The 16,989-nt window shown below is 36.8% G+C and carries 3 protein-coding genes; 2 read left to right on the forward strand and 1 reads right to left on the reverse strand.

What is annotated here, in order from left to right; all coding sequences use genetic code 11:
• Positions 1–10 precede the first annotated feature (10 nt).
• The gene (locus ACFYKT_RS16040) at positions 11–637 is read right to left on the reverse strand and encodes a TetR/AcrR family transcriptional regulator (protein ID WP_389221680.1); all 627 of its coding nucleotides are present in this window, start codon (positions 635–637) and stop codon (positions 11–13) included.
• Between the two features lie 480 nt (positions 638–1,117).
• Between ACFYKT_RS16040 and ACFYKT_RS16045 the strand changes: the two genes are divergently transcribed.
• Positions 1,118–9,205 (forward strand): immunoglobulin-like domain-containing protein, encoded by an 8,088-nt coding sequence (locus ACFYKT_RS16045; protein ID WP_389221682.1) that lies wholly within the window; start codon positions 1,118–1,120, stop codon positions 9,203–9,205.
• 97 nt (positions 9,206–9,302) lie between these two features.
• Positions 9,303–16,979: an S-layer homology domain-containing protein gene (locus tag ACFYKT_RS16050; RefSeq protein WP_389221684.1), complete on the forward strand. Its 7,677-nt coding sequence runs from the start codon at positions 9,303–9,305 to the stop codon at positions 16,977–16,979.
• Positions 16,980–16,989: the final 10 nt, after the last annotated feature.

Raw genomic sequence — 16,989 nt, forward strand, 5'->3', positions numbered from 1 at the left:
AGGCCGCTTTTTACTTTGCTGGATTTTTTAAAAAGTGTATCATCATATTTTTTACCTTAGTCAATTCTTCTTTATTCGGAACGGGGAGAATCACATCTGGTAGAAATGTATATAAGGTATATTTTTTTATAGCTGTACCAAACATATTAAAGATCGTATTCCAGACGAATTCATCACTAATTGAAAGCTGAATACTACCATCCTCTTTCCCTTCCTTAACGATTTCAGAAATGATATGGCCAATTTTCCCATAAGCTTTTTCAATTTCTTCTAACATTCTTTTCTCAACAGGGGTAAAGGCCGTATATAATTCAAATGCTTCCAAAAGTTTTGTTGTTTCCCGATTTTCTTCAGATATAAATCTTATATAAACAGTTAATACATCATCGATTTTTTCTATACCCTTTTTATTTGAATGGATAATTTCTTCAAAATATGGAACCTGTTGTTCGATCGCTTCCTTCACTACCTCAATAATCAAATCCTCTTTCTTAGGAAAATAACGAAATAGAGTGGCTACCCCTACATTAGATTCATCTGCTATTTTTTGCATTGTAGTTTTTTCAAACCCTTGTTCAGCAAATAGTATTCTCGCGGCTTGAACCATGCTTTTGCGTCTTTCCATTTTTTTACCCATTTCATCACCTACTTCACAACATTATACTACTTTTTAATTGTTCATAGTAGAAGGCTGTAACGTGTAGAGGATAGGTGAAACAAAAATGGAGCCGTAATTTTGATACCCATTGATAGATTTTATATAAAAGGGTGAGTCAAGGACTAGGTCTAAGCTCACCCTTTTTTTGAGTTGTTCAGAATTTGTTCAGAACAAAGTAGTATTATATCACTATGGTTTGTGTAGAAAAAAGTCTAAATGTATCGAATTTTAAGTAAATGAGGAGTTTAATGGTGATTAATAGACATATTATCCCTATATTTTACTTTTTATAACAAAAACAGATATGAAGTTATGCGTTTTGATAACTTTTTGACACTTAAAATCGATATCAATGGCTAATTTTTTTAAAGATATAAAATTTTTTTCAAATTTGTTATTTAATAGTCTTCCAGTTGAGACTATTAATATAAAAAAATCTAAAGAAAGGAAGGATTAACTTTGACTACAAGAAAGAGAAACAAAAACTTGTATAAAGGCTGGCTCCTATTCTTGTGTGCTTTAATTTTAATTGGACAAATTGATTTTATTGTTCCTAGCATAGTTAAAGCAGAAGGGCAAAGGACAAGTAATACGCAAGAGACATCTGTTTCTATTGCTTCAGCTAATTTTTCTGGTGGTGATGGTTCTGAAGAGCATCCGTATGAAATCACTACTAAAGAAGAGTTAAACGAAGTTAGAAATCATCTAGATAAATATTTCATATTAAAAAATGATATTGAATTAACAGAGAATTGGGAGCCGATTGGAGAGTTTCAATTACCGAATGTAACTGAGGAGCAACTCAATGATGAGAATTTTGATCCGAGTAAGCTAGTAATTGATGATTCAAAGGGATTTGAAGGGTCATTCGATGGTAATGGAAATACGATCTCTGGCCTTAAAATGACTTCTAAGGACCCTAATGGAATTAATGGTGTATTTGGCTTATTTGGTTTTACGAATGGAGCCACTATAAAAGACCTTACAATAGTTGATATTTCTATTGATGCCGACAGTACGATTGCAGTAGGTGGTCTTGTAGGTAAGGCAATGGATACAACAATTGAAAAGATCTCAATAACAGGTACTGTTGCGGGTATGAACAAAGTCGGTGGATTAGTTGGTACTGCTGACAGTTTAATAATTGAAAACTCTAATTCTAGTGCAACCGTTAAAGGTACAGATGAAATTGGGGGATTAATTGGTTCTTCTGAAAAAGAAACAACGGTTAAAACGTCATATACAAAATCTGAAACTAGTAAAGTTATCGGGAAATCCAAGGTCGGTGGACTTATCGGGAACGCCAACGATACAGCAGTCAGCTCGTCTTATTCGACATTAAATGTTGAAGGGGCTGACATGATTGGTGGACTCATTGGGGTTGCTGAAAGTGGAGCTAGTATCAAGCAAGTATATGCAACAGGGAACGTAGAAGGAATAAATAATACTGGTGGTTTAATTGGACTTGCTAGAGGGGAAGAAATCGAAGTTGAGTCTGGTACACCTCCGCCTCCAATAGCAACAACTATTAAAGAAGCTTATGCTAAAGGGACGGTTAAAGGTGTTTTTAATGTTGGTGGATTGATTGGATTAGTTGAACCCCATACTCAAGTGGAAAATACATACGCGATGGGTTCAGTAACAGGGGTTGAAGGAGAACCAGAGATAGATGATGGTTCGCAACAAGTTAGTCCTGCATCGGATGACGAAGAACTAGCACCTATTGGTGGGGCTGTCGGTGGACTCATTGGGTTTATGGATCAATCTTCCATAGAGCATTCGTATTCGATTGGTGAAGTGAATGGAATTGTAAAAGAATATGTCGCAGGACTTATTGGAATTACAAATCTAGGAGAAGTCACTGAGTCCTACTTTGATAATCAAACATCTAAACAAACATTTGCCATTGGGACAGTAGAACGTGTAACAAATACAACTACTAAAGAAGAAGATGGTAAAGATCCAATTGTAAAGGTAGAAGAGAGCTTTACAACCATAGATGAAGTAGCAGGCCGATCAACGGAAGCAATGAAAAACCCATTAACATTTGAAAATTGGATGTTTAAGACCATTTGGGTAAGTAATAAAGATGCCAATAAAGGTTATTTGTTTTTAAGATTCCAAGACGAGTTTAAAGATAAAGAGCATATTGAAAAAATAGAAACACCGGAAGAAAAAGTAGTGAGAGCTAAAGAAAATTTAACGGTCCCAGGAGATTTAACAAATGTTACAAGTGATTTAATTCTCCCAAAGAGTCAAAACGGGGTCACCGTAACATGGACTTCAAATAATACTAATTGGGTAAAAAGTGACGGAAAAGTCACAAGACCAGAACCAGGTCAATCAAATGTAAGCGTAACACTTACAGCAACATTATCTTTTTCCGAAAATGGTGAAAGTGCAACGGATACAGCTAAATTTACAGTTACGGTTGTAGCAAAGCCGAAAAGAGCTGAGGATGTTGATGTACGCATTAATAATCGAGCCCTTATTGGTAGCATTAAGAACAACAATCCAGACAATGCGTTTATGAATTTTAAGACGGGTACACCTGGTTTTTATAATGAAGGTACATGGGAATCATCTTTAAATGATGGAACGTTAATTCGCGGATCTGATAATGGTGCAGGTGCGACCTTAACCATTAAGGTTTGGGAAAATCCACAATTAAAAGCATTAGCAGAAGGCGGCACAGCTGATGTATTGATTGGTTGGAAAGGCTTAAAGTTTAACAAATTTGGTTGTTTTCTAGCTTGGTGTAAGACGAGGGTAACAGATGCATCTATCATAGTTTATGACGGAGATAGTAATAGAGAATTAGGTAAAGTTAAAGGTAGTGCTCGTGGGAGAAATGATGGAAGCATAAGTGCTAAAGTTCGTCTTACCAAAAATTCGAGAATTGTTGTTAGTTTTGGGATTGAAGGAAAAGGTGCCGGTGTAGATGGGATGTATGTTAAGTTCCAAGATAAGACGAGGCCAAAACTTGAAAATTATACCTTCGTAGGTAACGGAGAAGAACGAACGAATAACAAGATTAAGGAAGGCTCCAAGCAAGAACTATTTGTGAAAGAGAGTGAGTATGTTTCCTTAAGTTATAACTTTAGTAAGGCTGTGAGTCCAAGTTCAATAACCAATCAAACAAATGGAGCATATTTTCTTAGCCATCCATTGTTTGTAAATACTCCAGGTACTGGACTTCCTGCTTCAGGTAGACAGCAGTATTTCATAAATGAAACCTATAAGAATGACAGTAATTTAAGTGGCTATCATGAAAGTATTGAGTATAAATATATCGGTACTAAATACCATAATAGCGGTAACAATCCGATTACCCCGGATTTAACAGGAAATAAAGATTCAGCACCACTTGATCAGACGATGGAACAAAAGCTAAATGCCGCTGTTTTAATAGATGGTGCAGGGAATGTAGCAGATATTAACAATATGAATGTTGCAAGTAATGCAAGCAAAGATCATCTTAAAGGCAAAACAGTTGACCCATTTAACTATAATGATCCGAATGGTTATCGGGTAATCATCGATGCTGTTGCGCCTAAATATACAAAAGTAGGGAACGGAATTCAGCCAGAAATTTTAACAGGTGTCGTGTTAAATGAAAACGACACGATTGATTTCACGGTGCAATTATCGGAAGAGGCAATTGTACGTAAAGGCTGGGATGTGAGTAAGACACATCTCCTCTTTAATAATGGGATGAAAGCGTATTACGTTTCTGGCGCTGGAACAGATAAATGGAAATTCCGAGCGGAAGTTACGAATGCGAAAACATTTGAGACGCCTTTGTTGAAGGTCGTAGCGTTAACACATGATAATAATAATCAAAATCCTAGTGAAATAAATCAGCAAACTCAAAAACAATTAGAAACGAATGTCCTTCAAGATTATGCAGGAAACTACTTAATTCAACCGGCTAATTTTGATGGGGAACATAATGAGGGAACAAATTGTACTAGGGTTTTTCATGAGTATGACGATAAAGGAGAAATTGTAAAGAATTCAGATGGCACTTTTAAAGAAATTAGTAACCCAAGTGATAAAAAGTGTGATCCATCTCTAGTAAACTCAAAAATTGATTGGGCGAATTTATCGATAGATAATACGAAATCTATTATTAGCCACCGATATGATACAGGTGGTGCAACCGATGCGGTTTATAAAAAGAATGGCCGTATTACGATCGATGCGAATGATCCGCAGCTGATGGTGCCACCATTAGATCCAGCACCGGTAAAAGCAGGAGATATAGATATCCGTAATACATTTAGACCAAGTAAAGGTATTTATCGTCCTTCTAATATGACAGGCCCACAGGCGCCTGCCGCAGGACTTGTGTATTATTACTGGAGTCAAAATCCTGAAGATCCATTAACAGGAAAAGAAAACGATTATTTTGCGGCAATTAAGAGATTCTCGCTTTCAGCTAAACAGCCAGGGGAAGATCTTTACAAAGGAAATAGTGATCCAGCGAATAATATCAAATTAGCTGTTGTAAATAACAAAACAAATATGATTGCACCACCAGCAGATGCGTTGAAATCTGATAAAAGTGGACAATGGTATTTGCATATGTGGACAGCGGACATGAGCTGGGATTCAGCTAGAGAATTAATGCAATACGAGAAGATGAAAGCGTATGTGAAAAAGAATCCAGATCAGTACAACGAGTGGAAGGAAGAATATGCTGAGGACAATCCAAAATCTTCAGAAGCTGACCAAATATTCTATGCAGATAATGAAGCATTAAAAGCTGTAGGTGATTATGCGGATTTAGAAACTTGGCCATTAGAAGATTTTAAACAAAAGGATTCCAATTGGGTTTATGAAAAAGCGACTCTTCTATTAGACAATCAAAAACCAGTCCTAACATTTGATGAACCAATTGGTGATAAGACAGCCAATGTTACGATTAAAGCCCAAGTAAAAGATATTCATAGTGGTTTTAAAAATGTTCAATATCAATGGGTGAAAAAAGGACTCTTTGGCAGTGGTGAACCAAAGGATATTGATTGGACAGATGTGAAGAATGTAGATAAGAATGTCGTGAAAGATACAGCGGACATTGTTCTTCAAACTGGGAATGACATAATGATAGACGGTGACGGCAAATATGAACTTTATATTAAAGTGACCGATGAAGCTGGAAATGAAAAGGTCCAGCAGATGGATGGGGAAATTACGGTTGATTCCACTTTTTCTATGGAAGTATCATTCTTACCTGAACCAAGTGCCAATTATGTAAAAAGTCATGATATCGTATTCCAGGTTTTAAGCGGCTTAACTCCTGATAAAGTGGAATATGCTTTCAGTTCAAGTATCGAAAAACCATCAATTGACTTATATAATGTGGCAGAAACGATTACTAATGATAAGGCAGATACTCTCGTTGCAAAAATAGTAGAAGACATTGAAGCTGATGAAACGAAAGAAGAACTGGAAAACGAACTTAATGAAGACGAGAATATGGAGAATCCAGATGAGAATTCGGATCTCAATGAACAAGATTCGAAGGAAGAAGATTCTCAACTAGAGGATGAATTAAATGGAGAATCTTCAGAAGAGGCTGCTGATCAATCGAACGAGAAGGTAGAGCAAGCAGAAATCGAAAATGATGATCAAAATGAAGGTTTCTTCACATCGCTATATCATACAGTAAAAGATTTTGTTGTTGGATTGTTTACGTCCAATGAAACAGCAGATTCTTCTAATCAAGAAGTCTTTAGTTACCTTATTCCTAAAGACGAAACGAAGAATGGACCTGTTTATCTACATGTAAAGGTTACAGAAAATGGTGTAGATTATCATTTTACTCAAACATATCTTTTCAACAATCAAGGGCCAGGCATCTACTTCAGTTCTTACGGTGTCGCATTTCCGAAAGAATCACATGAAGTATCTGTAACAATTGAACGACCTTATAAAAATGAACAGCTTAGTCCAAATGAAATTAATGTGGAAGAAGGGGTTCAACCAGAAGAAGGTCTGCAAGAAAACGAAAGTCAGCCAGAAATAGATGTGGCTGAAGATCCTTCTGTAAATGATGAAAGTGAAAATGCTGTAGAAGGCAAAAATGAAAATTCTACAGTAACTATTCAATCTTTACAGACAAACGGAGAAGATACCTTCGATACTACTCTTGATTCAACCGGAGAAGTTCAAAAAGAGGAAACTTCAGGGGGAAATCTTGACACAGAAACTAATGTAGATTCTACAGAGGAAGATCCTAACACAGAAACTAACGAAGCAGGTAAAGAGGAAGAGCAGGAGCCTGAAAAAATACTAGTAGAGAAAGAACTTGTTGAAGGATTTGAAAGATACCAATGGGTTAAAGGCGTTAAAGGTAACTTTGTGGTAGATGAAAATAAGTGGATCGATTTACCTGAAGATGGCAAAGTTTCTATCGACTACAAAGTCTTAGAGAAGGATGAACAGTTAGCAGAATTCGAATTATTTGTATGGACGATGGATGAAATAGGAAATGAAACAAAAGCAGATACAAATAAAGAAGGGACTCCGACATTTAAAGTAATGAGACCGATGGAAGAAGACTTATCTCAGCCATTGAAGTCTGAATTTGATTTACTTTACTTGTATGGCGATGAAGAAGATGGCTACACAGCAATTGTAGAAATGAAATTTGAAGAAGGACAAGAGCAATTGATTCGTGGCTATGAGTACTCTTTATCACCTGACGGAGGGAAAAGCTGGAGCAAATGGCGCCCTTATACGAATTTTGCATCCATTAAAGTACCAACGAATGATATATCTAAACTTGATGTACAAGTAAAATACCGTACTGGAGCAGGCGTCATTAGTGAGAAAGGTACGGAAGTTAAGCTGAATACTGCAACAGTGTCACAAGTAGAACCAGTATATGCATTAGCGTCATTAAGTACAACGAGACCAGTAAATGGAGCAACAGGGGTAGATCTTATGATTACTCCACCACTAGGTATTCGTGTTGTACCTACACCAGATGTGAATCCAGTCGTTCCAGAACGTACAACGGGTAATACATTTAAAGTAGTCGAAAACGGTTATTATTCTTTCGATCTATCAGATATTGATAATCCTGAAAGAAAGGCTACATTATATGTTGTCATTAATAATATTGATTCAACATCACCAATTGGTGATATAGAGTATCTGACACCACCAGATTTAATGACAAATGCAAATAAAACCGTGAAATTAATTACGGACGAGCCTGTTCAAGTAACGAATAACAATGGAGAATTCACTCATACGTTTACGACAAATGGTAGTTTTACTTTTGAATTTAAAGATGAAGCAGGAAATATTAGTAGTGCAACTGCCGAAGTAAGAAACATCGATAAGGAAGGACCGAGAGTAAAGATTGTCCGTATTTATGATGATCACAAGACAATCACAGATAAAGAAGGAAATGTATTTACCTCAGGTGTGACTCTTGAAGTCCAAAAGGCGGATGCAAATGCTAAAGATTTCATAGTAAATGGAACGCCAGAAAATAACAATGGTCGGGTAAAGGTGATAACAGAAAATGGCTATGCAACCTTCACTGTTTCAGATGCTTTTGGTAATACAACAATTGCAAAAGAAAAGGTTGATAACATTATTTCAGCCGGACCAGAAGTTACAAATGTTAAATATACGTTTGTTGATGAAAGTGGCGATATAGTTCCAGAAAATCAAATGGTTGAAATTAATGGTGTGAAATATGCTAAAGGTCAAATGAAAGTGACTTTAAGCGGACAAACAGACCCAATGAATCAAGTGTTTCTAGGTACAGCACCAATTAAGGATGATAAAGGGAACTATATGAATCAAGTAAGCGATTCAGAAGGTCAATTTAATTATTCAAGAATTTTCTCAGTAGAAGGGAATACAAGTATCCCGTTTACAGATTTATTAGGAAATGTTGAACGTGTACCTGTTCAAATCAAAGGTCTTGATAATACAGCACCTGAAATTAAATTAAATATGGCAACAGCAGGTGTGGAAAGAAACAAAAAGGACTTTGATTCTCAAGTTGATTTAGGAGGCTTTATCGTAACGGATAATGTTTCTTCGTCAGATAACATCAAAGTAAAAGTAACAGGTTTAGATCTTTCCCAGCTTGGACTACAGCGTGTTACGTATACAGCAACAGATGAAGTAGGCAACACAACGATAGCTTACCAAGATGTCTATGTAGTAAATGACGCTGGTATGCTCATTTTCGCAAATGATGTTCTAATTTCAGCTGAAGCGGGAGTGACAGCATTATTTAATGAAAATAAGCTAACTTTTAATATTACACGTTACAACATTATGAATGTTGAAGGAAAAGATCGTGTAAATGAAGTTGGAACATTTGATGTCATGTACCAATCTGGTCTATATCGTGAAGGTCAAATGAAATATATTGCCGAGAAGATCACATATGATGAACTGGTTAACGGTAATTTTGAAGTAACCTTCCCGAAAGCTGGATGGTACACACTTATTGTGAGAAACCAAGAAAGAGAACGCGAATACGGCTCATTCTTTATTGGAAATTCGAAGTAAGAAACAGATAGAGAGCTGGATAGTTGGTAGGGAGAGGTTAGCAAACTACTTTTCCCTATCTACTATCTCCTAATCAATTAATATAGGAGGTGCCGAAGTGAGATTATTTAAGAAAATGCTCTTATCTCTGGTTGTCTTTGTACTAGTCTTCTCAACGAATTTCAATGAAATTCAAACGTTTGCTGAAAAATTAGCTTCTCCAAAAACAACAGTAATTGAGAATGACTATATAAAGGTATCAGTTGATAATAGTACAGGGCGTTTTGGTATACGAACAGTTGAAGGTCAACCGATTCGTAAAAATGACCAAAACGTAAATATGTTGTTTGGCGGTGATGATCCTGAAACATCGTTCACAACATTTAGAATAGATGGAACCGATTATATCTTTGGGAATCCTTATAAATTTGCTGCTAATTTCTTTTCGGAAATCACTGAACCAAAAATCGTGAAGAATCCAGACGGAAGTAAGCATATTGAAACAATATGGACGATCAAAGGTGTGAAAATTAAACAAATAGTAACGTTATATGCAAGTACTGCAGATGTAAAAAATGCAGGGAACGTAAACGTGCGTTATGAAGTTGTCAATAGCTCTAAGTCAACTGTAGAGCTTGGATCAAGAATTCTATTAGATACAATGGTTGCAGGGAATGACGGTCCAGAGTTCCAAATTGGCTCAATTTATGGTCAACCTTTAACGGTAGAAAGAAAACTAGTTCATGATCCTGTTAAGGAATTAGGCGTTCCAGCAGCAGAAGAGGCATACTATAAGCTTCCTCCGTATTGGGTGATGCGTGATGCATTGGATTTATCGAATCCATTAGCTACAAATGTTGTGGCGTATGGCTTTAATAACTTTGCTGAACAAAACATTAACATTGTGGATGAAATGATTGTTGGGCATTGGAATGGCCTTGCGAATACGAAATGGGACTACAAATTAAACAAGAATTTAGATTTTACAAGAGATACAAATGATTTTGGGACTGCAGATTCAGCGGTTGCTTTTTACTGGAATCCCGCAAAACTAAATGCAGGTGCAAGCCAAACATTTGAAACAGTATATGGTTTAGGCGAGCTAATTGAACCGGATAAGGTATTTTCAATCCGTTATATTGACCCTGTTCAACAACTAGCTACAGTATCTGATAATAGTGCCTATGTTGATGAAGGGATTTTTGATGTCATTGCTGAGGTAGAGAATTTGGCTATGTTTGATATGGAGCATACTCATATTGATATGCAGCTAACTCTTCAGAATGGCTTGAAATTTGTCAAGCTTGATAAAGAGGGTAATATCGAACGTGATAAAGATGGCAAGCCAAAAACCTTATCTGATCAAAGTCAAGATATTAGATTTACGAAGCCAGCAACTCCAGAAGAAACAAGTAAAGGAATAGTACCGAAGTTTAAGCCTGGAGATACAGTTACAGCTTCTTTTAAAGTTCAAGCGAGCGGCAAAGCTTGGCCGACAACTCGGGAATATATGTTAACAGCAAAAAGTCCTGAGACACAGAGCAAAATCGAAGGTATCGAAGATGAGAATATTAAAGCACAATATGAATCTTCTGAAAGTAACTTTGTACTATTGCCACCAATCGGAGAGGCTATGCCGACCTATGTATATGGCATGTCACCAGATGAATTATATTCCACTGATGTGAAATATATAAGGCTGAACCTATCAAATATTGAGGCCTATAATACAGGAAACGAAAATGTCGAACCAAATTTTGATTTATATTTAAATGAAAAACGAACAGGAAAACGATATAAAGTTCGCACAAAAGAAGACGTGATCATCCAGTCAAATCCAGATGGTATCAAGGGAGATATGAGAATTACTTATCGTGGTGGAGATTTGGTTGATAAAAATGGTAAAGTGATTGAAGCAAATCTGGGACCTGAATTACCATTAGGTGAATATCAAGTAGAAATTGACTATAAAGGTGATACAGGTGGTGACCCTGAATCAGCAGGTCTGTTCGACATTGTGACTGACCAGTCCTTTACTGTCTCTAATAATCAGGAAACAAGGATTCGGGAAGCAAATATTTTAGCTGTTTATAAGCAAAAAGTCGATTTATGGCAGCCTGATCGAGAAGATCTTGAAATCGCTAATAGTACTTTCCCTAGCGCTCCTTTCTCCTCACTGCAGGAACTAAAGGAAGAAATAACAAAGTTAAATAATTCCAAAAAGCTTATAGGAGCTGAAAGTAAAGCATTAGACCCTAAATTCAAAATTGAAGAATTTACAGATGAGAAGAATCTAGAAAAATATTACTTATATCATTATAAAGCGTTTGAATCCCAAGAAGAATTTGATAAGTTTTTTGAAGATGATGACCGTGACTTAATGGTTGATATCAAAGGGATGATTAAGCAAATAGGTACAGGTGAGAATCAGCAATTTATTGTTGATACAAAAACAGAACCAGCGATAATTAATGATGCAGTATCTTATCGTGGGAAAGATATGGTGTTTGTTAGAAACGACTTGAATTTATTTGGTGCAGCAAAAACACCATTATTAGAAACCCTTTTTGTCCGTGGTGACGGAATTTTAAATATTGCTAACAGTGGCTTTGTCTTCTATAAAGGAGAATGGTCCATTGACTTCTTCAATGGCTTTAATAAATTGACGAATGATGAAGAAGGATTAGAGTGTCGTGAAAATCCAACCGAATGTGAATATGATGACTTAAGAATTTTCCCGGAAAATGATGAAGATGACAGCTTAAATGGATCATTAAAATGGGCAAAGGGGTCAATTACTGATCGTTTAAGTCCAATCAATCAAGTTCAAATTGAGCAGGTCTATTTTAATCAGCATAGCATGTTCGCAGCACCGAGTTTCTCCATTGGAGGATTTGGTTTTAAATTTAATGATTATATTTTAAGAAATGGCGGTATCTCCTTCGGTGGTGCCTTGTCCATGAAGGTTATTGAATCAGAAATTCAAAATGTTGTCTTTAATAAGAAAGGTTTCGTGGGTGTTGACGCTAATTTAAAATTCAAATTGGATTCAGCCCTTGGATTATTTACTCCGCCAAAAGGCAGTAAAGGTGTAGATATAGGTGGAGAAGTGGACATTACCCATTATGTTCAGCCAGTTGGCAAAACAAATCGTTATGGGATTGATTTTAAAGCGAATATTATTGATCAAATTGAAATTCAAGCACAGCTTGCATTTAAGCAAGTTCGAGATGGACGAGTGCTCCCAGATGTCATTGCGTTTGGACTTAAGCTTCCACCTCCAGGTATACAGGTTGTGCCAGGTGTAATTGATGTATCAGGACTACGTGGTGCAGTTAAGGAGTTGGCAGATACGATTGCTGGGGGAACAAGTAAAGATCCATTCCCGCTTGTGCTACAAGCAGGCATAACAGCTCGGGTCGGGGTACCTGGTGTCTACTTCTATGGTGATGTAGATATGACTGTTAAGCGTACAGGACTTGCCCTTGCTGGTAAGCTTGATTTATCAGTTGACGGCGGAAAAAATCTAATCCCAATTTTATCTGAAGCGATGCTACAAACTCAATGGGTAACTCCTTGGTTTGTTCGTGCAAATGCTGAAGTAGATGTTATGGGATGGGATGTTGTAGTCGGAAAAGCAGGCTTATTTATTGGTCAAAATCTAGAGAAGAAACGTACTGATTTTGAAGGCTATGTGGGATCTAGAGTTCAAATTCCAAAAGCAGTCCCAGTCGTAGGTGGAATGCCGCTTTCAAGTGTATTCTTAGGTGTAAATAACGACAAAGTTTGGGGGAGTATTGGGATTTTATTAATTGAACTAGGAATCACATATTATTGGGGCGGCGGAATTGAATTTGGGACATCAGGAGAAAATTTACCAGATGGTCTGATTCATATGGTTATTGAAGATCCAGAAAAAGGTCCGCAGTTAATGGTGATTGGTCAAGGCTTACAAACTTTGGCAACTTCATGGGTAACAGCTGAAAAAGAAAATCAAGAAATTGTTTATCGCGAAGTTAGCGAGGGAGTAAGCGTTATTGATACAGGTTCTATGGATGTTGGTGTCGGTGGAATTACAGTTTCAAACGGAGGACGCGTTCATAAAATCCCTATGAAGCAAGTAAGTGGGAATGCACTTATAGAAGTTGAATACGATCAAGCGGATGTACCAAATTTAACATTAACTGATCATGATGGAAAAAGTTATCCAATTAAATTTGATAATACGAATACTGATCCAAATGCAAATGCATTTATTCAACATATTGCAGCCAGTGATGAAGGAAACTCAGAACAAGTTGATATTCGTAAAGCATATATCATTGTGAAGGAAGATCGCATTAAAGGTGGCAGCTGGACATTAACAAGTGATGTTGCAGTAGAATCCAAATTATTAAATGTACCAACCTTGCCTGAATTAACAGAAGTAGAAATTACAGATAATAATTCATTAAAAGATGTATTCGGTGATAATAAAGATAAATTCACGGCAAATTGGGAAGTGAAAAATGCACTAGAGAAGGATACGGTTAGTTTATATTTAACAGAGGATTCTCTATCAACAGGAAAAAAGGCAGATACTGCAACACTTGAGAATGGTGAAGAAGTGTTAGAACCAGGGGAGCCAGGACTTCTAATTGCTAAAGATTTGCCTGTTGATGTAAACGGTGGAAAAGATGGAAACATCACAACAGGAAGTTATGAAATTGATGTAAAAGAAATTGACCTATTAGGGAAAGAAGAAGATATTCGAGGTTTATTAAGTCAAGGAAATTATTATTTAAGAGCTGAGCTAAAAAGTGAATCCACTTATGGTACAGCTACATCTAAAGATACTTTTAAACTAGTAAATCCGAATGCCCCAGGTGAAGTAAGTGATGTGAAAATTGAGCCAGGTGGTAATGGTTACTTCGATTTATCTTTTAAACCAGCTAAGAAAAAGACAGAACAAGAGAAACATGAACACACATATGTCATTGAAGCCTTCAAGGAAAATGAAAATAGTGGAAAATTAGAAGCATATCCAAACTATGCAGAAGTCATGTTTACAGAAGAAGACTTAAAGTCATATTGGAATGAAAAGTCTGGACGTTATGAAGGCATTCCAATCGGAGGCTGGACAGCAATGACTACGGAAGAAACAAAAGTAGATCCTGAGAGTCTAGAAGGTACAACGATTGACTTAAAAGAGAAAGAAAACGATGAAAAGGTATCATATGTCGGTCTGGAAGTGGGACATGAATATGTGATTGGTGTTTCTTCGGTTATTACAGAGAAAATAGAAGATAATCAACGATTCCATTTTGCTGAAAGAATAGACAGTAATTCAGGCAAGAAAATGCTGCTTCCTATTCCAGTGAATCCGAAATTAGCAGCCGTTGTGGAAAATCAAACTTTCTCAGAAGATGCTCCTTTCATTGAGGTGTTAACAAATCAAAAGAAACAAAGCATTAACGTTTCTTCAGATCAAGAAAACATAGAGATTGAAGCCATTTATGGCGATGAAGTGATTGGTGAAGCAAAACTCAAAAATAATAAAGATGGCGGAAGTTCAGGTACAATTGAATTCGATCAATTCGATCTTGATGGAACATTTGCGATTGAACTTGTTGCAAAAAATACAGTTACGAAAGATCAATCGGTGACAATGCTTTACTTAACGGTTGATACGATTGCGCCAATCTTGTACATTGATGAACCAGTAACTGGAGATCGAACAAAAGATGGAAAAGTTAAAGTAGCTGGAACAACAACAAATGATGTAAGTAATATTCTTGTAAATGATTATCCTATACCAGTTAAAGATGATGGTACATTCAATGGCCTGGTTGAAGTGAATTCAAATGAACCAACAATTAAACTGCAATTTATGGCAAAGGATCATGCTGGAAATGAAAATACAGCTGCCGTAAAAGTGACAAATGATTCATTCGAAGTACCGGCAGGAATTGTTATTAAAGAAGTTCCAACCCTTAAACCAGGAGAAGACATTCAACTTGAAGCGTTCTTAAGAGTGTTGGATGGAAAAGATGGAGAAGGGAAACCGAAATTCAAAGATGTCCCAATTCCAGAAAAAGATTTAGACCATCTGCAATTTACAGTTTCTAAAGGACAAGCCGTCTCTTTAGATGAAGTGAATCATACGATCACTGCTGTTAAAGGCGGAGCAAGTCTAATTCATGCAGAATACACAGTAGCAGAAGATATTACTTTAGAAACGATGGCAGTTGCCAATGTTAAGGTACCAGCTCCGACAGAATTAGGTATTATCAATGCTGTGACAGAACAAATCACAGGAAATACAACGAAGACAAAAGTCAAAGTCGGAAGTTCAGAAGATATGGTAGGACATCAGTTTGTTTATAAAGTATTTGCTAGCGATGAAGATGTTGCTTTACCAACATTCAAACAGAAAGTTAGTGATTGGAGCTTACTGCCGAAAAATGGTGAAATCACAGCAAAAGCGGGAGAAATCATTGTCGTTGCAAAACGTGTATCTGGAACACATGAAGTGATCTCTCTTTCTGGGAAATTAACTCCTAATCTATGGATGAGTTCAGGTGGAGGGTTCCCAGGGTTCCCAGGATTGCCGGGGCTACCAGGAGTACCGGGTGTGCCGGGTTATCCGGAAGCACCACTTGAAGTGAAGGTTGACGATAAGGTGGTAGACAGTGAGCTTCAAGGGGACGTACTTGTTACGAACATTACATCTGATAGTTCTACGAAATTTACAAATAACCTTGTTATTTCATCACTTGACAGTAATGTGAAAAGCTTCCAATTCAAAGTTGATAACAGTATTAGAGAAGGAGCTATTAAGGCTAAGAAAAATATTGTTATTGACCTGCCAATGGCAAAAATGAATATTACACCAGAGATGTTAAAACAAAAGCAAGGCAATTTTGAAATGAAAATTTCAGTGAATAATGAAACGAATGCAAATGCCATGAATACTATAGCGAAAAATATCAATAGCACACTGCTAGGAGCTGGGCAAGGAGTAACAATTGAGACGAATTTATATGGCGATAAATCGAATCGTTATATCCCAACAAAGATTGCTATCCCAAGTTCCATTCAGGCAAGAGACATTACGGCCATTATTCAGAAAGGACCAGATGGCAGCTGGACAACCATTCCTTGGACAATGGACATTCAAGGAACAAATGCTTTCATAAATGCTCAAGTAACCGGAGAAGGCAGTATTAGTTTTATTCAGAACAAGCAAACCTTTGCTGATGTAAAGGATAATTACTGGGGCAAACAAAGTATTAGTGATGCTGCGGCAAAATTATTTGTTCTTGGAAAAGGGAACAAACAGTTTGATCCTGAGAACAAAGTAACAAGAGCAGAATATCCAACAATTTTACTTCGTGTTGCAGGACTGATGAATAAAGACGCTGAAAGCAACTTTAGTGATGTTGGTGAAGATGCTTGGTTTAACCGAAGTGTTGCGATTGCCTCAGAAATGGGAATCGTCAACGGAGTATCACCAACGTCATATTCACCTCAGGCAACATTATCGAGGATAGAAGGTATGACAATGGTAGGAAGACTTTTCAGCACGCTTGAATTAGGTGAAGATTTGGATGACAAAGAAGTGGATAAAATCTTAAAGTCATTTAAAGATGAAAAGTCGATTCCAGATTGGGCAAGAAAGGCAACTGCATTAACGATAAAGCAGGGGATTATTGTTGGCGAAAATGGAAAGATCAATTCACAAAATCCATTAACACGTGCACAAGCTGCTGCGATTGCAATAAGAGTTGAGAAGTTAGTAACAGACGAAAAATAGGTTATCAGGT

This window comes from Cytobacillus mangrovibacter, from assembly GCF_042865275.1.
In the GTDB taxonomy this organism is placed as follows: Bacteria; Bacillota; Bacilli; order Bacillales; family Cytobacillaceae; genus Cytobacillus; species Cytobacillus mangrovibacter.